Below are 19391 nucleotides of genomic sequence, written 5' to 3' on the forward strand. Positions count from 1 at the left end.
CCATGAAGAAACCACTGATCTGTGTCGTCGGTACCGGCGGCACCATTGCGTCGAAGTACGATGCGCAACTCGGCGGACATGTGTCGGCGGCATCGGCCGCAGACCTCGTATCCGCCATCCCGGAACTCGGCGAGGTAGCCGAGGTGCGCATCGTCGAGCACTCGAACATCAACAGCGCACTGATGGACAGCGCCACTGCTTTCGGGCTGCGCGATACGCTGCGCCGCGTGCTGGCGGACCGGGAAGTCGCGGGCGTGGTGGTCACCCATGGCACGGCGACGCTGGAAGAGACCGCCTACCTGATGGACCTCACGGTGGGCAGCGAGCGTCCGATCGTGGTGACCGGTGCGCAGCGCAATGCCGACGAGAAGGACGCCGACGGACCGCGCAACCTGCTCTGCGCGGTGCGCATCGCGGCCAGCCCGTCCGCGCGCGATCGTGGCGTGATGGTCGCGCTGGGCAGCGAGATCCATTCGGCGGTGGACGCGACCAAGGTGAACCCGGAACTGCTGACCTGTTTCGGCGGCCGTGACGGCGGGCCGATCGGCTCGGTCAGCAGCCAGGGCGTGACGTTCTTCTCCACGCCCGGGCGCCGCCAGCATCTCGAGGTCGACCATATCTGCCCCGACGTGCACGTGATCCGGATGGTGCAGGGATCCGGCAACCTGCTGTTTCGCGCCTGTGTCGATGCGAAGGTCGACGGCATCGTGGTCGAGGCCACCGGCGGCGGTAACGTGAACCTGCCTTTCTACGAAGGGGTATGCATGGCGATCGACGCCGGCATCCCGGTGATTGCCGGCTCGCGCCTGCCGTCCGGCGCGCCCCATCCCGGCAAGGGATACCCGGGCTCCTGGCAGAGCCTGGTGCGCAAGGGGGCGATCTCGTCGGGTTACCTGAGCGGCATCAAGGCGCGCATCCTGTTGATGGTCGCGCTCGGCCACACGAAAGACCCCGACCGGTTGCGCGAGATCTTCCGCATCGCCGGAGGCTGCTGAACTCGGGCCTGCGGGCGGGCTGACCGCTCGTGCCCGACGGGTCTGGTCATGCGCTACCACCGCACACGGGTGGTCCTTCCCTAGCTGTCCGCGCGGGCTGGGCCGCGCGGCACCCGGCCACCGGCCCGCTGCCAGGCATCGAGGTCGGCGGGGGTATCTATGTCGAATGCGAGCCGTCGATCGCCGCAGCGGGCCACATCGACACCGAGCACCGCCAGCGCGCGCGCGTGACGGTCCAGGCTGCCGGGGCCGAAGGCGAATTGCAGCGGCAGGGTGGCCGGGAGCAGCATGCCGTTGGTGCCACTGCCTGACTTGTCCGCGAGCAGCACGGTCGACCCGTCCGGTGTTGCCTGCAGCAGCGCCTGCAGCGCGCGCGCATCGATGTCCGGCATGTCTGCAGAAATCAGCAGCAGTTGCCGCGCCCCGGCTGCACGGGCCACTTCGCGCGCCGCGTCGAGCGCTGCATCGAGGGTCCTGCCCGCTGCGTTACCCGGCGGATCGCCGACCGCGTGCGCGCCACGCGCAGCCGCCGTCGCGCGCGCGGCCGGGTCGGCACTGACCACGATGCAACGGCCGAGGCCGCCGAACGTGCCTTCGACCGCAGCGAGCGTGTTGAGCAGCATGTGCGTGCACAACTGCCTGCGGCCATCGGCGTCGAGCACCGGCGCCAGCCGGGTCTTGCCCGTGGCCAGCCCCCGGACCGGCACGATCGTCCACGCCTGCTGCGTGTCCAATCAGCGTCGGCCCAGCGAACGCAGCAGGGCGATCGCCTCCAGCGCGAGCGCGGCCGAGCGGGCCGGCGAGGTCATCATCGTGTCGGTGACGCACACGCCATGCCCTGTCGCCGCGATCGCCCCGGCGTGGCTGCGGTCGCGCTCGTCGATCACCCAGCCGTCCACGCGCGCACCGTAATGCGCGACCACGCCGGATACGTCGACCGCGTGGCCCAGTTCGCGCATGATCTTTCCCGCCGGCCCCTTGACCGCGGCGCCGTCCACTATGGGCGATATCGCGACGACGGGGATGTCCGGTGCGTCGAGCAGCGCCGCGAGGGCGGGCAGCGCCAGCATGGGCGCGATGCTCAGCCAGGGGTTGGACGGGCAGAGCACGATGCCCTCGATGCGCGTGGCGCTGCAGCCCAGCGCCGCCAGCGGCGCTGCGAGGCGAGCGGTCGCCGCGCCATCGAAGCGGAAGCCGCGCACCACGGGTTCGCAGCGCTGGCGCACGAAATAGTCCTGGAAAGCCAGTTCGCCTTCGTCGGTATCGACGAAGGTACGCAGTCGGTCGTCGGTGGCCGGGATCACCAAGTGCCGGATGCCGAAGGCACGGCAGAGGTCGGCGGTGATGCCCGACAGCCGGTCGCCCGATCGCAGCCGGCGGGTACGCTCGACATGCACCGCGAGGTCGCGGTCGCCGAGCCTGAACCAGGTCTCTCCGCCGATCGTGCCCAGCGCATCGAGGAAGGCCCACGTCTCGCCGGCGCGGCCCCAGCCAGTCTCTGGGTTGTGCAGCCCACCCAGCGTGTACATCACCGTGTCGAGGTCTGGCGAAACGTGGAACCCGAGGTGCTCGAAGTCGTCGCCGACGTTGACCACGATCGCGAGCTCATCGGCACCGAGTACCTGCACCAGGCCCTGCGCCAGCCGGGCGCCGCCGACACCGCCTGCGAGCGCGAGGATCATCAGCGGAACATGTCCATGGATTTCGGGCGCAGCAGCTCGCGCCCATTGCCGTCGCGCCGGTCGTAGGGGACGCCGCGCGCATGGATCACCGGCCGGCCCTCGTCGGCCTGGCCCATCAGCAGGGAGGCTGCCGCGGCGAGTTCGTCCGCAACCGCGACCTCGGTGGTCCGGAGTTCACGGCCGAAGCGGTCGCGCCGGCCGCGCAGGTCCACCACGCCGGGCAACCCTGCGACGCCGAGCGCCGTGCCGGTCACGCCGTTGCGCCAGGCGCGACCGAAACTGTCGTTGACGATAACGCCGAAGTCGGCGACATCGGCGAGCGCCGCGCGCAGCGCCCTGCAGCTCGCGTCCGGGTCTTCCGGCAGCAGCAGTACATGTTCGCCCTCGGTGTCCACGTTCGACATGTCGATGCCGGCGTTGGCCATGATCCAGCCACGGCGGTGTTCGACGACGATCACGTCGCGCTTCGCGCGCAGCACGTCGACCGACTCGCGCAGCACGAGCTCGATCAGCCGGGGATCCTTGCGCGTGACGGCCGCGAGTTCCCGCGCGCGGGCTGACGGCTCGACCGTGGACAGGGCGACCCGGCGGCCTTCGCTCTTCGACACCACTTTCTGCGCGACGACCAGCACATCGCCGTCGGCCGGCCGGATGCCGCTGCGTGCCAGTGCGTCCCGCACCAGCCGTGCAAGGTCGTCGCCCGCGGCGACTTCCGGCATGCCTTCGAGCGCAGTGAGGGTCAGCGACGGCATCGCGGCGGTCGTCGGGGGTGCGGGGGGCGGCGCGTTCGGGCGCGTTCGGACTCAGGGCCGCGGCAGGCCAGTGATGCGGATGCCCGAGCCGGGGATCTTGTAGCGCTTGTTGATCGCGATCAGCACCGAGGTCAGCGCCTCGCTGGCTGCGGAATTCGCGAGCACGCCGGCATGCCAGGCGGCGATGCCGGCGTCGCGTGCGAGCCCGACGACCAGCTCGCGCGCATCCGCGTCGTCGCCGCAGACCAGCACGTCGCAGTCGATCGGGTGCGAGGGGTCCTTCAGGTGCACCGCCGATACGTTCTGGAACGCCGACACGACCTTCACGCCCGCGCCCAGATCAACCTGCAACTGCTGCACCGCCGAGCCGGCGCCTGGAAGCTGCACGCGGTCCACCTTCGGTGGCGCCAGCGGCACCGTCACGTCGACCAGCACCTTTCCTTCGAGTGCATCGCGCACAGATATCGCGGTCTCGCGCTGCGCGGCATAAGGCACGGCGAGCACGACCACCTGCGCCGCCCGCGCGGCGGACAGGTTGTCGCTACCCTTCACCGTCGCCCGGCCAGCCAGCAGCGCGTCGAGTTCGGCGGCGGCCGCCGCTGCCTTCGCCGGGTCGCGCGAGCCGATCGTCACCTGGTGCCCGGCATGCGCCCATCGGAACGCGAGGCCAGAGCCTTCCTTGCCGGAGCCGCCGAGCACGGCGATCGAGAGGGGTGAGAAGGAGGGGGGGGCGGTATCGTTCATGCGTCAGTGGTCGTCGCTGTGGGAGTTGCGGCAGTGCCGCGGGAAGCCGGCATTGTCGCCGATGGCGCAGGCGCATGGGCCAGAGGGTCTTTCGCCCGAGATGCCTGGCTGCGCCTGCGCAGCGGTGTCTGCACGACCGGCAGCAGCGGCTGCGCCGCCCATGCCGCGGATACGCGTTCGGCCGATACCGCGCCGTAGGTGGTCGTTCGCTGCACCGGCGTGCGTCCTGCGAGGCGCACGAGCGCTTCCATCTGCGGTGGCGCCAGTTCCTGGCCATGCTGGTTGCCGGCGGCGAAGGAGATGCTCTCGTTCATTAGCGTGCCGCCGAGGTCGTTCACGCCAGCACCGAGCACGGCGTGTACCCCCTCGGGGCCGAGCTTCACCCAGGAGCACTGGATGTTGCCGATGGCAGGGGCGAGCGCCAGCCGGGCTACCGCATGCATCAGCAGCGCTTCGCGCCAGGTCGGCCCGGGCCGTGCGCGTCCCTTGAGGTACATCGGCGCTTCCATGTGGATGAACGGCAGCGGCACGAACTCGGTGAAGCCGCCGGTACGTTCCTGCAGCGCACGGATGCGCAGCAGGTGCCGCGCCCAATGTTCGCTGCGCTCCAGGTGGCCGAACATGATGGTGGCGGTGGAACGCAGCCCGACGCGGTGCGCCGCGGCCATCACTTCAAGCCACTGCGCGGTGCGCAGCTTGTCGGGACAGAGCACCGCGCGCACCTCGTCGTCGAGGATCTCGGCGGCGGTGCCGGGGAGGGTACCAAGGCCCGCATCGCGCAGGCGCCCGAGGAATGCGTCGAGCGACAGGCCGAGCGTGGCCGCACCGTGGCTCACTTCGAGCGGCGAGAACGCATGCACATGGATGCCGGGGGCAGCCTCTTTCGCTACGCGCAGGATGTGCAGATAGGTGTCGCCGGTGTAGCCGGGATGGATGCCACCCTGCATGCAGACTTCGGTGGCGCCGCGCGCCCAGGCCTCGGAGACCCGGCGTGCGATCTCGCCGTCGTCGAGGTCGTAGGCTGGCCCGCGCAGCTGCGCGCTGTGCCGCCCCTTCGAGAATGCGCAGAAGCGGCAGCCGTAGTGGCAGACATTGGTGTAGTTGATGTTGCGGTTCACCACGTAGCTCACTGCGTCGCCGTTGCGCGCGCGGCGCAGTTCGTCGGCGGCGGCTGCGACCTCGGCCACCTCGCCACCGCGTGCCGCGAACAGTCGAACCAGCTGCGCCTCGTGCAGCAGGTCGCCGCGCCGTGCCGAGGCCAGCGCATCGGCAATGCCGCGATCGACGATCGCCGGCCGCGACGAGGCGTGCGCTGCCGTGCCTTCGCCGCAGATTGACGGCACCGGGCCGGTGCGCCCCGCAGACCAGTCGTCGCTGCGGGCAAGGCCCTCGGTGTCCATCCGGTGCAGCAGGGCTGGCCGTACCTGCTCGTCGAACCATCGTGCCGGCTGCATGCACCACGCTGGGTAGGCGGCGAGCCGCTCGACCAGTCGGAAGCCAGCGTCTGCAGTGGCCTCGCGCAGCGCCGCGACAGCTGGCCAGGGCGCCTCCGGATTCACATGGTCTGGCGTGACCGGGGACACGCCGCCCCAGTCGTTGATGCCTGCATCGATCAGCGTACGCGCTTCGCCCGGGCTCAGGTTGGGTGGCGCCTGGATGTTCATCGATGGACCGAAGACCAGACGCGCCAGCGCAATCGTCCAGGCGAGCTCGCCCAGTCCGGCGTCCGGTGCACCGGCCATCGCAGTGCGCGGCTTGGCGCGGAAGTTCTGCACGATCACTTCCTGCAGGTGGCCGTGTTCCAGGTGCAGTGCGCGCAGCGCGAGCAGTGCCTCGAGGCGCTCTTCACGCGTCTCGCCGATGCCGATCAGGATGCCGCTGGTGAACGGCACCTGCAGTTTCCCGGCGGCGGCGATCGTCGCCAGCCGAGCGGCGGGCATCTTGTCGGGGGAGCCGAAGTGCGGGCCACCGCGCTCGCACAGCCGCTGCGATGTCGACTCGAGCATCAGCCCCTGCGACACGCTGACCTGGCGCAGTTTCGCGATATCCGCAGGCGTCATCACGCCCGGATTGACGTGCGGCAGCAGGCCGGTTTCCTCGAGCACCCGCTCGCACATCGCGGCGAGGTAGTCGATGGTGGTCGCATGGCCGGCGCGGTCGAGGAATGCCCTGGCTTCCGGCCAGCGCAGCTCCGGCTTGTCGCCGAGGGTGAAGAGCGCCTCGTCGCAGCCGGCGTCGCGACCGGCACGCGCGATTGCCAGCACTTCCGCCTCGGACAGGAACGGCGCCGGCAGTGCGTGCGGCGTCGTGGCGAACGTGCAGTAGTGGCAGACGTCCCGGCAAAGGCGGGTCAGCGGTATGAAGACCTTGCGCGAATAGGTGACGCGTCGGCCGTGGCCGGCATCGCGCAGCGCACGTGCCTGGCCGAGCATCTCGGCGGTGGCCGAGGCGGCGCGATCCGGGCCGACACCCGTGCCGGACTCGGCGACCAGGCGGGTCAGCAGGCGGATCGGATCTTCGGTCGTGGACAAGGCTTGCTGCCTCTGCAGGGTCTGCAGATATCGTACCCCGAATCGATCTTGCCCAAGCTGGCCGCACAGGCTGGCGAACGTGTATCTGTGATCACACCTCGGGTGTGTTGCCCGGGCCTTCGGCCTTGTGGCCGATCGAGCGTCACGCGCGGTCCGTGCTGCGCCGTCTACTGCGGTATCGCCAGCTTTGCAGCGCCGATGATCTTTCCCCAGCGCTCGAACTCGGCGCGCAGGTAGGTTCGGAACTCCGCCGGGCCCTTCAGGTCGAGCTCGCCGCCGAGGTCGGCGAGCTGTGCCTGCACCTCGGGTACCCGGGCGGCGGCGATCATCTCCTGCGCCAGCCACTCGTTGACCGGTACCGGCGTCTTCGCCGGCGACAGGAACCCGAACCAGCCGCTGACGATCAGGTCCTTCATCCCGGCCTCGCCGGCCGAGGGCACGTCCGGCGCCGCCTTCGAACGCATCGGGCTGGTCAGCGCCAGCGCGCGCAGCTTGCCTGCCCGCACCTGCGGCAGCACGCCGGGCAGATTGTCGATCAGCATGTCGATCTGGCCGCCGACCAGGTCGGACACTGCAGCCGAGGTGCCCTTGTAGGGGACGTGGATCATCTGTGCGCCGGCCAGCGTGCGGAACAGTTCGCCCGACAGGTGGGCGGTCGTGCCCTGTCCGGCCGAACCGAAGCTCACGCTGCCGGGGCGGGCATTGACCAGCTTCACCATGTCGGCCAGCGTCTTCGCCGGCACGCTGGGGTGCACTACCGCGATGTTGGGCACTGCCGTGATCAGCGCGATCGGAGCGAGGTCGCGGTCGACGACATAGGGAACCTTGCCCATGTGCGGGCTCATCGTCAGCGGGCCGGCGGCACCCAGCAGCAGCGTATGGCCATCCGGGCTTGCAGACGTGACTGCGACGATGCCGATGGCTGCACCGGCGCCCGGGCGGTTCTCGACGACGAAGCGCTGTCCGACGGTCGTCGACAGCCGCTGGCCGATCACGCGCCCGACGATGTCGCTGGTGCCGCCCGGCGGGAACGGCACCACCAGCCGTACCGGCTGCGCCGGGTAGCCAGCCGGGCGGTCGGCCGCCACTGCCGGCACTGCCAGCAGGCACAGCAGGGCAGCGGCGGCAGCCGCGAATGAACGCCCTCGAGGTACGGGCTTCGTGTACGGCAGTACGGCAGCGGCTGGCATGGAACGGGTTCTCCTCAGAGCGGGATGACCAGCAGCGTGTCGAGGTTGCGCGAATCGAGGACCACCGTGCGGCTGCGGATCAGCAGTCTGCCTTCGGCCTCGACGAACACATCGTCGTAGGTCCCGACTGCGAACAGCGTTGTTTCGCCGGTCTGCATCACCCGGGTCACGTTGAAGCTGGTCAATACCCTTCGTGCAGATGCAATCTCCGTGCCATCGCTGCCGGGCGCAGCCGGCGCGAAGCGCGGCATCGACAGCACGTGACGGTAAGTGTGGGGATCGAACACGTTGCCATGCCGGATCGCCAGGACGCGGTCGCGCAGCATGCCCCGGCCTTCGCAATGCATCAGCCCGATCTGCCAGCCGTTCGCACGGCCCTCGCGCGTCTCGACCCGGTACAGACAGTCTTCCGAAAAGTAGTCGGGCCAGGCCTCGAGGTTGTCGTCGTCGATCGCGCCGGCACAGTCGGTGCATGTCTGCCCGGCGGCGAGCAGGAACTCGCGGTCGGCTGTGGTGTAACCCATCGTGGTCGCCATGCTCATAACCCCATCAGTCCGCGCCACTGCTGCCAGAACCCGCGTACCGCGGCCTCGGACACGCGGCTCTGCCGTTCGGTGCCGACGCCATGGCCACCCATCTCGACGATCGCACCGTGGCCCTGGTCGCCACGGGTGGTGCGCTGTACAGCGTTGCCGATGAAGCCATCCTCCAGCGAGACCAGCCCGGCCGGCCCCACCAGGTTGCTCTGCATCAACCGCATGCGCAGCTGTTCCGGCGTGTCGTCTTCGTAGGCGAATACCCACCACTGCAGGTCGCATCGGTCGAGGCCGCGCGGTACCAGCAGGCGTACGGCGAGCGTGTTCTGGATCTGCTGCAGGAACACGTTCGGGAACAGCGTCTGGATCATGTGGGTGATGCCGTCGGGGAACTCTGGCCAGGTCTTGAGCAGCCGCCGGTCCTCGATTGCCAGGTCACGCATCGAGCGCAGGCCGCCCGACGCGTAGTCGGTGCCCTCGGCATCGTCGGTGGCCATCTTCGACCAGCTCAGGTGCGAGCCGCCGGCCTCGTTCACTTCGACCGCGCCATCCATCGACAGCCGGTTCAGGCCGAAGGTGGCGAAGAAGGTGTGCAGCAGGCTGGCATGGTACGAGTCGCGGACGTTCTCGGCGTAGAGCTTCCAGTTGTTGGGCAGCACCTGCGTGTAGCCGCCGATCAGCCGGATCGGCTTGTGGAAAAAACGCTCCAGGCTCCAGACCATGCGCGGGCCGAACCATTCGGCGACCGGCGGCAACTGGTCGGAGAAGGTCGCGAACACCAGGTTGCGGATGGTGTCGACGCGCAGCTCGCGCAGTCCGTGCTTGGTGATGTCGAAGTCGGCCGGCATGCCGCCCTGCCCGCGCACGCCGCGCTTGAACGCGATGCTCTGCAGCTTGCCGTCGAGGCTGTACACCCAGTTGTGGTACATGCAGGTGAAGTTCTCTGCCTTGCCGTGCCGCTCGAGACAGAGCATCGAGCCACGGTGCACGCAGCGGTTCACGAACACCCGTATGCGGTCGGCCACCGGGTCGCGCACCACGATCACCGGTGTCTCGCCGATCCAGTTGGTGCGGTACTGGCCGGGTTCGGCGACTTCGAGGTCGAGGCAGACCAGATTCCAGGTCTCGCCCTGGAACAGCAGCTTCTGCTCGGCTTCGGCGATCTGCGGGTCGTTGTAGACCCTGAACGGCACGCGGGCCAGCCCTTCGTCTGGCCATCGGAACATGCCGTCGGTCTCGACCGGGGATGGAGTGTTCATCGGGACTGCCTCCGCACGGGTTTCAAGCGCACGATCGTACATGGAATGGCTCGGACTGTGATCACAGGCCGGCGCTTCCAGCCTCCCGTCGTGTATCCTGTTCATCGCCTTTGGGCTAACACCTGGAAGACGGCGGGGGAAGTTTGATGAGCGAGTGGATCGACGTATGCGCGCACGGCGACGTGCCGGAAGACGGCACCCTTCTGGTGCGCGTCGAGGGCGAGCAGGTCTGTCTGTACAACCTGGACGGCGAGGTGTTCGCCACGCATGACCGTTGCACCCATGCATCGGCGAGCCTGGCCGATGGTTTCATCACCGACGGCAAGATCGAATGCCCGATCCACAGTGGACTTTTCGACATCCGTACCGGTCGTGCGCTGACCGCGCCGTGCACCATCGACCTGAAGGTCTATCCGGTGCGCGTCGATGGCGGCCGCGTGCTGGTGCGGGCGTGAACGACCTTCGCACCATCGTGGTGCCGGTGTCCGGCAGGAGGTACTGAACATGCACGTGGCCGTGATCGGGGCTGGTGCCGGAGGCGCGGCAGCCGTCGCCGAGGCGACGCTGGCGGGGCACAGGGTCAGCCTGTGGAACCGCTCGGCGCAAACGCTCGCGCCGTTCATCGCGCGCGGCGGCGTCGAGTATGAAGGCGTGTTCGGCGAAGGCTTCGCCGAGCCGGCCCTGATGACCTCGGACATCGGCCATGCGATCGACGGTGCGGATGTCGCGCTGGTATGCCTGCCGACACTGTCCCATGTGGCCGTCGCAAGCGACCTGGCGCGAGCCGGTGCGCATCGGCTGCCGGTCGTGCTCAATCCTGGCCATACCGGCGGCGCGCTCGAGTTCTCGCATGCGTATGCCGTGGCGAGCGGGGGAGCGGTGCCGCCGGTCGCGGAGTTCCATACGCTGTCGTACATCGCCCGCAAGTACCAGCCGGCGCGGGTGACGATCACCGGCCGTGCGAAATTCCTGCGCCTGGGCGTGCTCCCCGGCGGCGAGGCCGCCGCGGCTGCCGCGACGGTGCTCTACCCGGTCGCGCAGCGCGTCGGCGACGTGCTCGACTCCAGCCTGGCCAACCTCAACATGGTTCTGCACGCGCCCGGCGCGGTACTCGGCGCGGCGTGGGTCGAGGCGACCCGCGGCGACTTCACGTTCTACGTACAGGGCATGACGCCCGGCGTGATCCGGGTGATGCGCCAGCTCGATGCCGAACGCATCGCGGTGGCGGCGGCCTTCGGGCATGCGCTGCCCGGCGTTGCAGCCGAGATGCAGCGCTACGGTACGGTCGAACCCTGGGTCACCGATACCGATGACCTGCTGAACGCGATCGCCAGCGGCGAGGCCAACCGCCGGATCCGTGCGCCCGATTCGCTCGAACACCGCTACTACCGCGAAGACTTCGGGCACGGGCTGCTGCCGTTCATCGAGATCGCGCGCATCGCAGGCGTACCGACCCCGGTGGCCGACGCGCTGTACCGCCTCGGCGGCGCGCTCACAGGCACGGATTTCGCAGCGGTCGGGCGTACCGCGGCGACGATGGGCATCGAAGGCATGGACCGGGCGGCGCTGCTGCGCCGGATCCGCGGTTGAACCAGACCAGCAGGGTGATTGCGTGACAGTAAACATCGGCATCAGCTTCGACGGCTTCTCTACCTTCGGCGAATCCCTCGACACCGCGCGCGAGGCCGAGGCGGCCGGCGCTTCCAGCTTCTGGATGGCCGAGCACCTCGGGTATCGCGATCCGCTCACCTCCTGCATGGCCTTCGCGATGGCGACGCAGCGTGCCACGGTGGTGCCCACCGCCATCAGTCCGTTCCTGCGCAACCCGGTGCCGCTCGCGATGGCGATGGCGACGCTCGCCGAAGCGGCCCCGGGCCGCGTCGCCATCGCCATCGGCGTCGGCAACCCGCTGTTCCTCGCCGAGGCCGGGCTGAAGCTCGAGAAGCCGCTGGTGGCCAACCGCGAGTACCTCGCGGCGCTGCGCGGCCTGTGGTCGGGCGAACCGGTGCAGCAGCCCGAAGCGATGCTGCACCGGCTCGCCGGCGCCCGCATGATGTTCCGGCCGCCGCAGCCGATACCGGTCTATCTCGCCCCGATGAAGGAGCAGATGCTGCGCTTCGCCGGGAAGTCGGCGGACGGCGCGGTGCTGTCGGCAGGGCTGTCCGCCGAGTTCGTCAAGGCTTCCTACGCGCTGGTCGATGAAGGTGCAACGGCGGCCGGGCGTGATCCCGCGTCGGTACGCAAGGCCGCCTACATCTTCTTCGTTGCCTCGAAGGATGAGCGCGACGCGATGCAGAAGAGCCGTACCAAGCTGGCCTTCGTGCTGCGCAACCGCTACATCGACGATGGCATCGCGCACTCGGGCATCCCGATCGACCAGGAAGCGATCATCGACGCGGTATCGCGGCGCGACATGGACGAAGCCACGCGGCTGGTACCGGAGGCCGCCGTCGAAGCGTTCGCGGTGTGGGGCGACCGCAAGCGCTGCGCGCGCCGCCTGCAGGACTACATCGATGCGGGCGTCACCGAGCCGGTGCTCTACCTGACCGGCACCGAATCCGATCGCAGCGAGTCGCTGGCGGTCATCCGTGAGTTCGCGTTAGCATGAAAACAGCCAGCCATCCGGGAGAGCACGCCGTGAACAGCCTCGAATGCAGCCGTCCCTCGAACCCGCGACGCCATCGCCGCCGCCTCGCAGCCGTCCGACGGACGATGGCTGCGGCACTGGCCGCCGCATGCTCGGTCATCGCGCTGCCCGCCGCGATCGCCCAGGCCTTCCCGTCGCAGCCGATCACCATGATCGTGCCCTGGCCGCCCGGTGGTGGCAGCGACATCGCGATGCGCCTGGTCGCGGATGCGGCCTCCAGGCGCATGGGTCAGCCGATGGTGGTGGTCAACAGGCCGGGCGCTGGCGGCACCATCGGACTGAAGGAGATGGCTTCGTCGAGGCCGGATGGCTACACGATCGCCATGGTGGCCACCGGCGCCGTGTTTGCGCAATACAACAACCCGAACGCGAACGCGTTGTCCGACTTCGAGCCGATCGCCTTTTTCGGCGACGATCCGGTGGTGCTGTCCGTCGGCGCGAAGACCAGCATCAAGACCCTCGCCGATTACATCGCTGCGGCAAGGGCGAACCCCGGCAAGCTGCGCAATGGCAATGACCAGCCAGGCGGTTCTTCGCATGTGGCGGCGTCCCTGATGGAGCGCACCCTCGGGGCGAAGATCAACAAGATCGCCTACGCCGGCTTCGCGCCGACCGTGCAGGCGCTGCTCTCGGGTGAGATCGACTCGGCGACCGTGCCGGCGCCGGACATTTCGCAGCACCACGGTTCGGGTGCCGCCCGCAGCCTCGCGATTGCCGGGACCCAGCGCCATTTCCTGCTGCCCGATGTGCCGACGTTCCGCGAGCAGGGCATCGACTTCATCGCCGGTACCTGGCGCTACATCGCAGCGCCCCGGGGAACGCCGGCCGACCGGCTCGCCATCCTGGAGGCGAGGTTGCTCGAGACGATGCGCGACAAGGGATTCATCGAGAAGGCACGCGCGGCAGGCTTCATCGTCGAGCCGCTGAACCGCGCCGATACCGCGAAGCGGTTGGTCGCCGAGGACGCGGCGATGTACCCGGTGTTCCTCGAGGCGGGCCTGGTCCGCGCCCGGCAGAAGTAGGTACCTGTCCGACACGGTTGTCGGCAGTCCTCGGACGATGTCCCGCTGGCTCAACCAGGACACCCTCGCCGGCGCGCTGTTCCTGGCGATCGGCGCGGGTGGCCTGGTTGCCGGCCGCTCGCTGAACGTCGGCACTGCCGATGCGATGGGCGAGGGCTACGTGCCGCTTGCGGCCTGCTGGCTGATGGTCGGGCTCGGCCTGCTGATCGCCGCCGGTGGTCTGCGTGCGTCGGCGCCGGCGGTCGCACCCGGTCGCCTGCGGCCGCTGCTGGCGGTCACCGCCGCCGTGCTCGCCTTTGCGTTCGCGCTCGAGCCGCTCGGCGTCGTGATCGCGATCTTCGCGTCCGCGCTGTGCGCGGCCCGTGCGGTACCCGGCGTGGCGTTGCGTTCGGTGCTTCTGCCGGCCGCCGTGTTGTCGCTGGCCGTGCTGGCGATCTTCGTCTGGGGCCTCGGCCTGCCGCTGCATGCCTTGCCCCGACTGGGCGGCGGATGACATGAGCAGGCGGCCCGGGCGCACGATGGCGCATACCTGCCGATGGACCCGCTGATGGACCTGCTCACGGCGCTGCTCGGCAACCTCGCGCAGGGCTTCGGCGTCGCGATGACGCCGGTGAACCTCGGCCTGTGCCTGGTTGGCTGCCTGCTGGGGACGCTGGTCGGCGTGCTGCCCGGCATCGGTCCGACCGCGACGATCGCGATGCTGATGCCGATCACCTTCTACCTCGAGCCGACCGGGGCGCTGATCATGCTGGCCGGCGTGTTCTACGGTTCGCAATATGGCGGGTCGACCACCGCCATTCTGGTCAACCTGCCCGGTGAATCGTCGTCGGTGGTCACCTGCCTCGACGGCCATGCGATGGCCCGACAGGGGCGGGCCGGCGCGGCGCTGGCGATCGCCGCGCTGGCCTCGCTCTTCGCCGGGACGGTCACCACGCTCGCGATCGCCATCGGCGGCCCGGCCATCGCGAGCGTCGCGCTTCTGTTCCAGTCCCCCGACTATGTCGCGGTGATGGTGCTCGGTCTGGTGGCCGCCATCGTCCTTGCCCACGGCTCGCTGGTGAAGGCGATGGCGATGATCGTGCTCGGTGTGTTCGTCGGGCTGATCGGCACCGACGTCACCACCGGCGAGCAGCGCTTCACCTTCGGCATCGACGACCTGTTCGACGGGGTCGGCTTCGTGCCGGTTGCCATGGGGCTGTTCGGCCTGTCCGAGATCATGCTCAACCTGGAGGCACGCGCGCAGAACGGCGGGCTTGCGCGCCTGCGCGACCGCTTGTGGCCGTCGCGCGAAGACTTCCGGCGTGCGACGCCCGCGACCGTGCGCGGCACGCTGCTGGGCATCGCGATGGGCATCCTGCCAGGCGGTGGCTCGACCATTCCGTCGTTCGCGTCCTACAGTCTCGAGAAGAAGCTGGCGCGTGATCCGTCGCGCTTCGGCCAGGGTGCGGTGGAGGGCGTGGCCGGGCCGGAGGCGGCCAACAACGCGGGTGCGCAGGCCGGGTTCATCCCGATGCTCGCGCTGGGCATCCCGCCCAACGCGATCATGGCCCTGCTCGTCGGCGCGCTGATGATCCACGGCATCCAGCCCGGGCCGCAGATCATCGCCAGGCAGCCGGAACTGTTCTGGGGCCTGGTGGTCAGCATGTGGATCGGCAACCTGATGCTGGTCGTGCTGAACCTGCCGCTGATCGGTCTCTGGGTTCGCCTGATCCAGATGCCGTATCGCTACCTGTTCCCCGCGATCATCGTGTTCTGCTGCATCGGCGTGTACAGCCTGCGCAACAGCATGATGGAGGTGGTATTCATGGCGATGGCCGGCGTGGCCGGGTACGTGCTGCGCAAGCTCGGCTGCGAACCGGCGCCCCTGCTGCTCGGCCTGATCCTCGGGCCGATGCTCGAGGAGAATTTCCGCCGCTCGCTGGCCGTGTCCGGCGGCGACTACATGATCTTCCTGCAGCGGCCGATCAGCGCGACGCTGCTGGCCGCTGCCGTCCTGCTGCTGGTGTTCGTGCTGCTGCCGGGGGTGCGCCGGCAGCGGGAACTGCTGCGCGAGTAGGGGCGGGAAGCAGGGGGCTTGCCGCCGGCCGGGGCTGCGGTATGCTGTGAGAATCGCAGGCGCAAGACGCCCGAAGCCGCGGCACGCACAGCCTGCCCGGCGACATCTCGAGGAGGAGTGGATGCGAAAAACCGACCTGGTCCTGGGTGCCGTCGTGCTGTGCATGGCGGCCAGCCCGACCTTGGCGCAGGGGAGCGGTGCCGGCTGGCCGGTGAAGCCGATGCGCCTGGTGATGCCCAATGCCCCCGGCACCGGTACCGATACGCTCGGGCGCATCGTGGCGCAGTACCTGGGCGAGGAACTCGGCCAGCAGCTGGTGGTGGACAACCGCGCCGGCGCCGGCGGCGTGCTCGGCATGAACATCGGCCGCAACGCCGCCCCCGACGGCTACACGCTGATCTACTCCTCGCCGCCCGCGCTGACGGTTGCCCCCTTCGTGCAGAAGCAGCAGCCGTTCGACCCGATGAAGGACTTTGCCTACATCAGCACCATCGGCATCACGCCCAACGTGCTGATCGTCAACGCGTCGCTGGGCGTGAAGTCGGTGGTCGACCTGATCGAGCTCGCTCGCGCGAAGAAGGGGGCGCTCAACATGTCCTCCTCGGGCAACGGCTCGCAGAGCCACCTCGCCGGGGCGCTGCTGCAGAACATCGGCCGGTTCGAGTCGCTGCACGTGCCGTTCAAGGGCGGCGGTGCCGTGCCGTCGGTGATGTCGGGCGAGTCGCACTGGTCCATCAACCCGGCCCCGTCGTCTCTCGGGCTGATCCGCGCCGGCAAGGTCGTGGCGCTCGCGCACACCCTGCCCAGGCGCACGCCGCTGCTGCCCGACATGCCGTCGATCGCGGAGTCGATCCCGAAGTACAACTACAGCGCGTGGAACGGGATCATCGCGCCGGCGAAGACGCCGCAGCCGATCCTCGACCGCCTGCACAAGGCGCTGGTGGCCACCATGGCGCGCGCCGAAGTCAAGGCTGCCTTCGCAGCACAGGCGACCGAGATCGTGGTGTCGACCCCGGCCGAGTTCCGGGCGCTGGTGCAGGAGACCATCGCCAGCAACATCAAGCTGGTCAAGGCCCTCGGGCTGCAGGTGGACTGAGCGATGCGCCTGCCGCCATTGGTTGCCTTCGCCCGCGTCGCCGCGTCCGTGCTGTCGATCGTCGCTGCCGCCCCGGCGGTGGCGCAGCCGCAGCCGGCGTGGCCGGCCAAGCCGCTGCGCCTGATCGTGCCGCAAAGCGCTGGCGGCTCGACCGACCTCGTCGCGCGGCCGCTCGCGCAGCAGCTCGCCGCCGCCCTCGGGCAGAACGTGCTGGTCGACAACCGCCCCGGTGCAGGCAGCGTGATCGGCACCGACATCGTCGCGCGCGCCGCGCCCGACGGCCACACGCTGCTGGCGATCGCCGCATCCTTCACCGCGACACCCGCGCTGCACGCGAAGCTGCCGTTCGACAGCCAGCGCGACTTCGCACCTATCACGCTGCTGTCGGCGTTTCCCAACCTGCTGGTGGTACACCCGTCGCTGCCGGTGAAGTCGGTCCAGGATCTGCTGGCGCTTGCCCGCGCGCGGCCCGGTCAGCTCAACTACGGCACTAGCGGCGCGGCGACCGGCACCCACATGTCGATGGAGCTGTTCATGCACCTGACCGGCGTGCGGCTGGTGCACGTGCCGTACAAGGGTGGCGCGCCCTCGGTACAGGCGCTGATGGGGAACGAGGTGCAGGTGAACATGGCGACCATCTCCACCGCGCTTTCGCAGGTGCGTGCAGGGCGCCTGCGCGCGCTGGCTACCACCGGTGCCCGCCGTGCTGCCGTGCTGCCGGAGCTGCCTACGGTCGCCGAGGCTGGCGTCGCCGGATTCGACTATACGTCGTGGACCGGCCTGCTGGCGCCGGCTCGCACGCCGCAGGCGGTGGTCGAGCGCCTGCACGTCGAGGCAGCCAGGGCGATCAACAGCGCCGAAATGAAGGCGTTGCTGGCGACCGAGGGGGCCGAGCCGGTCGGCAGCACGCCCGCCCAGTTCGCGACGCAGATCCGCATCGAGATCGCGCGCTGGACGCAGGTGGTGAAAGCGGCGGGCATCCGTGCAGATTGACCGGTCCTGCGCGTTTCCCGATCTCGGCAGCTGCGCCGCCAGGGGACTGATGCGCCTGTTTGCCCTGGCTGCCCTCTGCCTGTCTGTCGCGGCAGCGGGCGCGGCCGATCTCGCGGAGATCAAGGCAAGAGGCGAATTGCGTCATCTGGGCATCCGCTACGCCAATTTCGTCACCGGGGCTGGAGACGGGTTCGACGCGGAGATCGTCCAGGGGTTCGCCAGGCACATCGGTGTTCGCTACCGCCTGGTCTATTCCGATTTCTACTCGGTGGTCGGCGACCTGATCGGCCGCAGCGTGCGCGTGGAAGGCGGCAAGGCGGTGCTGGGTGCGGCAGTTCCGCAGCGCGGCGACATGATCGCCACTGGATTCACCCGTCTGGCATGGCGGGAGGCGCTGCTGAACTTCTCCGATCCCGTGTTCCCCTCGCAGGTCCTGCTCGTGCGCGCCGCGCCTGCTGCGGCTGGTGCGGGCGCTGCCAACCTTTGCTTCGAGGTACGCGATACCGGGATCGGCATCGCGCCGGAACAGCAGGCACTGATCTTCGCGCCGTTCTCCCAGGCCGATGCCTCGACCACACGGCGCTTCGGTGGCACCGGACTCGGCCTGTCGATCGTGCGCTCGCTGGTACAGCTCATGGATGGCAGCATCGGTGTCCAGAGCACGCCGGGCAGCGGCAGCGTCTTCAACGTGCAGCTCACGCTGGCGCTGTCCGATGCATCTCGATTGCCTGCGCCGGCCGATGCACTGCCGGCCGACTCGCGCCGCCTGCAGGCGGCGCGCATCCTGCTGGTCGACGACAGCGAGCTGAACCTCTAGGTGGCCAGGCGCCTGTTCGAGGCAGAGGGCGCACGCGTGGATATCGCGCGCAATGGACAGGAGGCGCTCGACATCCTGCGCAAGGCGCCCGCAGCCCATGACATCGTTCTGATGGACGTGCAGATGCCGGTGCTCGACGGCCACGAGGCGACCCGCCGCATCCGGAACGAGCTTGGACTGTCGACGTTGCCGATCATCGCGCTCACCGCTGGCGTGCTGGCCAGCGAGCGCCAGCGCGCTGCCGCGGCCGGCATGGACGACTACCTCAGCAAGCCGTTCGACGCAGCGACGGCAGTCGCATGCATCCTGAGCCACCTGCGCAATCCACCGCCGATCGAGATGCCCGCGGCCAGTGTCCCGATCAGCGCCCCGACCGCAGTCGCCAGCGATGGCGAGTGGCTGCAGATCGTCGGCATCGATACCGAGGATGCACGCAGACGGATGGGCAACAATGCAGCGCTGTTCCGGCGCATGCTGGTGCGCTGGCTGCGCGATTTCGCAGACGTCGACCTGCCTGCCGGCCCGATGGATGCCACTGCCTTCGCCGGGTGCGCGATGCGCATGCACCGGCTGAAGGGATCCGCAGGAACGTTGGGAGCCAACCGGATCCATGCCCTTGCATCCGATGCCGAGGCGGCCTGTCGGCGGGAGGACGAGACGCAGGCGATCGACGCCTTCTCGCGGGTGGCCGAGGCGATCGGGCAACTGAGGGCGTCTGCTGCGTTGCTGCTGCCGGAGGTCGATGCAGATGCCGGACGGGTGGCGCCGGCCGTCGAGGGGACGGCTGGTGCGGGCGACGATTCCGATCCGGCAGCGCTGTTGCGCCTGGTGGGGCTTCTGCGCCAGCAGGACATGGCCGCCGTCGATTGCTTCGAGGCCCTGTCGCCGGCATTGCAGCGGCGGATGGATCCGGCCGACCACCGGTGCCTCGCCGGATACCTTGCCAGCCTCGAGTTCGATCAGGCCGCCGCGCTGCTCGACGCCCGCTTCGGCGGCGACGGCGCGTCGCAAGGGACGTTGCGCCGGGAATTGCCGAACTTGGTATAACCGTGCCTCAACCACGGAGGGGAT

19 protein-coding genes are annotated in these 19391 nt (G+C 69.3%); 11 read left to right on the plus strand and 8 right to left on the minus strand.

Annotated features, from left to right (window positions below):
* Positions 1 to 2 precede the first annotated feature (2 nt).
* On the plus strand, positions 3 to 995 hold the full coding sequence (locus tag ING98_11385; GenBank protein MCA3102469.1) for an asparaginase: 993 nt from the start codon (positions 3 to 5) through the stop codon (positions 993 to 995).
* 80 nt (positions 996 to 1075) lie between these two features.
* On the opposite strand, the gene cofC is transcribed toward ING98_11385, so the two are convergent.
* The 8 genes from cofC to ING98_11425 form a co-directional block, all read right to left on the minus strand.
* The gene (cofC, locus tag ING98_11390; protein MCA3102470.1) at positions 1076 to 1729 is read right to left on the minus strand and encodes a 2-phospho-L-lactate guanylyltransferase; all 654 of its coding nucleotides are present in this window, start codon (positions 1727 to 1729) and stop codon (positions 1076 to 1078) included.
* Positions 1730 to 2677 carry a 2-phospho-L-lactate transferase gene (locus ING98_11395; protein MCA3102471.1) on the minus strand — a complete coding sequence of 316 codons (948 nt, stop codon included), beginning with the start codon at positions 2675 to 2677 and terminating at the stop codon, positions 1730 to 1732.
* Positions 2677 to 3429 (minus strand): coenzyme F420-0:L-glutamate ligase, encoded by a 753-nt coding sequence (cofE, locus tag ING98_11400; GenBank protein ID MCA3102472.1) that lies wholly within the window; start codon positions 3427 to 3429, stop codon positions 2677 to 2679. The genes ING98_11395 and cofE overlap by 1 nt, the downstream gene beginning before the upstream one ends.
* Positions 3430 to 3480: 51 nt before the next feature.
* Positions 3481 to 4173 (minus strand): NADPH-dependent F420 reductase, encoded by a 693-nt coding sequence (npdG, locus tag ING98_11405; protein ID MCA3102473.1) that lies wholly within the window; start codon positions 4171 to 4173, stop codon positions 3481 to 3483.
* Positions 4170 to 6605 (minus strand): 5-amino-6-(D-ribitylamino)uracil--L-tyrosine 4-hydroxyphenyl transferase CofH, encoded by a 2436-nt coding sequence (cofH, locus tag ING98_11410; protein MCA3102474.1) that lies wholly within the window; start codon positions 6603 to 6605, stop codon positions 4170 to 4172. The genes npdG and cofH overlap by 4 nt, the downstream gene beginning before the upstream one ends.
* A gap of 266 nt (positions 6606 to 6871) precedes the next feature.
* A complete protein-coding gene (locus tag ING98_11415) occupies positions 6872 to 7894 on the minus strand; it encodes a tripartite tricarboxylate transporter substrate binding protein (GenBank protein ID MCA3102475.1) in 1023 nt (340 codons plus the stop codon).
* Between the two features lie 14 nt (positions 7895 to 7908).
* Entirely contained in the window at positions 7909 to 8436 is a 528-nt protein-coding gene (locus tag ING98_11420) for an aromatic-ring-hydroxylating dioxygenase subunit beta (GenBank protein MCA3102476.1), read from the minus strand.
* The gene (locus ING98_11425) at positions 8433 to 9656 is read right to left on the minus strand and encodes a Rieske 2Fe-2S domain-containing protein (GenBank protein ID MCA3102477.1); all 1224 of its coding nucleotides are present in this window, start codon (positions 9654 to 9656) and stop codon (positions 8433 to 8435) included. The genes ING98_11420 and ING98_11425 overlap by 4 nt, the downstream gene beginning before the upstream one ends.
* 179 nt (positions 9657 to 9835) lie before the next feature.
* On the opposite strand from ING98_11425, the gene ING98_11430 reads away from it, so the two are divergent.
* From ING98_11430 to ING98_11475, 10 genes are all read left to right on the plus strand, one after another.
* The gene (locus ING98_11430) at positions 9836 to 10144 is read left to right on the plus strand and encodes a non-heme iron oxygenase ferredoxin subunit (protein MCA3102478.1); all 309 of its coding nucleotides are present in this window, start codon (positions 9836 to 9838) and stop codon (positions 10142 to 10144) included.
* A gap of 49 nt (positions 10145 to 10193) precedes the next feature.
* Positions 10194 to 11279 (plus strand): NAD/NADP octopine/nopaline dehydrogenase family protein, encoded by a 1086-nt coding sequence (locus ING98_11435; protein ID MCA3102479.1) that lies wholly within the window; start codon positions 10194 to 10196, stop codon positions 11277 to 11279.
* 22 nt (positions 11280 to 11301) lie between these two features.
* Positions 11302 to 12297, plus strand: coding sequence for an LLM class flavin-dependent oxidoreductase (locus ING98_11440; GenBank protein ID MCA3102480.1), 996 nt, complete (start codon positions 11302 to 11304; stop codon positions 12295 to 12297).
* Positions 12298 to 12401: 104 nt separating this feature from the next.
* Complete coding sequence (locus ING98_11445; protein MCA3102481.1) at positions 12402 to 13358, plus strand: tripartite tricarboxylate transporter substrate binding protein; 957 nt, start codon at positions 12402 to 12404, stop codon at positions 13356 to 13358.
* A gap of 37 nt (positions 13359 to 13395) precedes the next feature.
* A complete protein-coding gene (locus ING98_11450; GenBank protein ID MCA3102482.1) occupies positions 13396 to 13851 on the plus strand; it encodes a tripartite tricarboxylate transporter TctB family protein in 456 nt (151 codons plus the stop codon).
* A 54-nt stretch (positions 13852 to 13905) separates the two neighbouring features.
* Complete coding sequence (locus ING98_11455) at positions 13906 to 15414, plus strand: tripartite tricarboxylate transporter permease (GenBank protein MCA3102483.1); 1509 nt, start codon at positions 13906 to 13908, stop codon at positions 15412 to 15414.
* Between the two features lie 121 nt (positions 15415 to 15535).
* Entirely contained in the window at positions 15536 to 16510 is a 975-nt protein-coding gene (locus ING98_11460; protein ID MCA3102484.1) for a tripartite tricarboxylate transporter substrate binding protein, read from the plus strand.
* 3 nt (positions 16511 to 16513) lie between these two features.
* Complete coding sequence (locus ING98_11465) at positions 16514 to 17503, plus strand: tripartite tricarboxylate transporter substrate binding protein (protein ID MCA3102485.1); 990 nt, start codon at positions 16514 to 16516, stop codon at positions 17501 to 17503.
* Between the two features lie 49 nt (positions 17504 to 17552).
* Entirely contained in the window at positions 17553 to 18320 is a 768-nt protein-coding gene (locus ING98_11470) for a hypothetical protein (GenBank protein MCA3102486.1), read from the plus strand.
* Positions 18321 to 19367 (plus strand): response regulator, encoded by a 1047-nt coding sequence (locus ING98_11475; GenBank protein MCA3102487.1) that lies wholly within the window; start codon positions 18321 to 18323, stop codon positions 19365 to 19367.
* Positions 19368 to 19391: the final 24 nt, after the last annotated feature.

The organism is Rhodocyclaceae bacterium (assembly GCA_020248265.1).
In the GTDB taxonomy this organism is placed as follows: Bacteria; Pseudomonadota; Gammaproteobacteria; order Burkholderiales; family CAIKXV01; genus CAIKXV01.

Bases quoted from the DNA above. Each gene is read 5' to 3' on its own strand.
- ING98_11385 (MCA3102469.1), top strand. From the start codon at position 3: ATGAAGAAACCACTGATCTGTGTCGTCGGTACCGGCGGCACCATTGCG.
- ING98_11395 (MCA3102471.1), bottom strand. From the start codon at position 2,677: ATGATCCTCGCGCTCGCAGGCGGTGTCGGCGGCGCCCGGCTGGCGCAG.
- cofE (MCA3102472.1), bottom strand. From the start codon at position 3,429: ATGCCGTCGCTGACCCTCACTGCGCTCGAAGGCATGCCGGAAGTCGCC.
- npdG (MCA3102473.1), bottom strand. From the start codon at position 4,173: ATGAACGATACCGCCCCCCCCTCCTTCTCACCCCTCTCGATCGCCGTG.
- cofH (MCA3102474.1), bottom strand. From the start codon at position 6,605: ATGCTCGGCCAGGCACGTGCGCTGCGCGATGCCGGCCACGGCCGACGC.
- ING98_11415 (MCA3102475.1), bottom strand. From the start codon at position 7,894: ATGCCAGCCGCTGCCGTACTGCCGTACACGAAGCCCGTACCTCGAGGG.
- ING98_11420 (MCA3102476.1), bottom strand. From the start codon at position 8,436: ATGAGCATGGCGACCACGATGGGTTACACCACAGCCGACCGCGAGTTC.
- ING98_11425 (MCA3102477.1), bottom strand. From the start codon at position 9,656: ATGTTCCGATGGCCAGACGAAGGGCTGGCCCGCGTGCCGTTCAGGGTC.
- ING98_11430 (MCA3102478.1), top strand. From the start codon at position 9,836: ATGAGCGAGTGGATCGACGTATGCGCGCACGGCGACGTGCCGGAAGAC.
- ING98_11435 (MCA3102479.1), top strand. From the start codon at position 10,194: ATGCACGTGGCCGTGATCGGGGCTGGTGCCGGAGGCGCGGCAGCCGTC.
- ING98_11445 (MCA3102481.1), top strand. From the start codon at position 12,402: ATGGCTGCGGCACTGGCCGCCGCATGCTCGGTCATCGCGCTGCCCGCC.
- ING98_11450 (MCA3102482.1), top strand. From the start codon at position 13,396: ATGTCCCGCTGGCTCAACCAGGACACCCTCGCCGGCGCGCTGTTCCTG.
- ING98_11455 (MCA3102483.1), top strand. From the start codon at position 13,906: ATGGACCTGCTCACGGCGCTGCTCGGCAACCTCGCGCAGGGCTTCGGC.
- ING98_11460 (MCA3102484.1), top strand. From the start codon at position 15,536: ATGCGAAAAACCGACCTGGTCCTGGGTGCCGTCGTGCTGTGCATGGCG.
- ING98_11465 (MCA3102485.1), top strand. From the start codon at position 16,514: ATGCGCCTGCCGCCATTGGTTGCCTTCGCCCGCGTCGCCGCGTCCGTG.
- ING98_11470 (MCA3102486.1), top strand. From the start codon at position 17,553: ATGCGCCTGTTTGCCCTGGCTGCCCTCTGCCTGTCTGTCGCGGCAGCG.